The 737-nt window shown below is 78.7% G+C and carries 1 protein-coding gene; it reads left to right on the top strand.

Annotated features, from left to right (window positions below; translation table 11 throughout):
* On the top strand, positions 1–737 hold a 737-nt coding region (locus OKJ99_RS09475; RefSeq protein WP_326015412.1), incomplete at both ends, for an aminotransferase class I/II-fold pyridoxal phosphate-dependent enzyme.

Here is a 737-nt window from a genome sequence, read left to right as displayed (position 1 = left end):
CACCGAACGCGAGCAACTCGGCGCGGCGCCCGGCGCGGCCCCGCTGCTGCTCGCCCTCACCGCCGCGCTCGGCGGCGACGTCCTGGTGCCGCGCCCCTGTTCGGCCTGGTGGGTGCCGCAGGCCAGGCTCCTGGGCCGTGCCGTGTACCACGTGCCGACGCCCGCCGAATGCGGCGGCGTCCCCGACTCGACGGCCTTCCTGGAGACGGTCCGCCGGGTCAGAGCGGAGGGCGGCGACCCGCGGCTGCTCGTGCTGTCCGTGGCCGACGACCCGACGGCGACGGTGCCGCCGCCCGAGATGCTGCACGAGGCCGCGGAGGCGGCCGCCGCCGAGGGGCTGCACGTCGTCAGCGACGAGACGTGGCGGGACACCGTGCACCCGGGCGCGGACCCCGTCCTGTTCAGCCCCGCCGAGATGTACCCGCGCGACGTCACCGTCCTGAACGACCTCACCGGCGCGTTCCTGCCGCCCTCGCTGCCCGCGGCCTGCGCCCGCTTCCCCGCCACCGAGCGGGGCGCCAGGCTGCGCGCCCGCGTCCTCGACTTCCTCACCGCCACGGGGGCACTGCTCGCGGCGCCGGTCGCGGCGGCGGCCACGTACGTCCTGAACGAGCCCGAGGAGGTCACCGAGCGTCGCCGCGTCGGTGCCGCCCTGCACGCGCAGGTCGCCGGGGCCGTGCACCGCGCCGTGCTCGGCGCGGGCGGCCTCGCCAGGCCGCCGCGCGTCGGCCGGCACC

Source organism: Streptomyces endophyticus (genome assembly GCF_035798155.1).
Lineage (GTDB): Bacteria > Actinomycetota > Actinomycetes > Streptomycetales > Streptomycetaceae > Streptomyces > Streptomyces endophyticus.
Note: the sequence above shows the minus strand (reverse complement) of the source record. Positions and strands in the feature narration are given on the sequence as shown.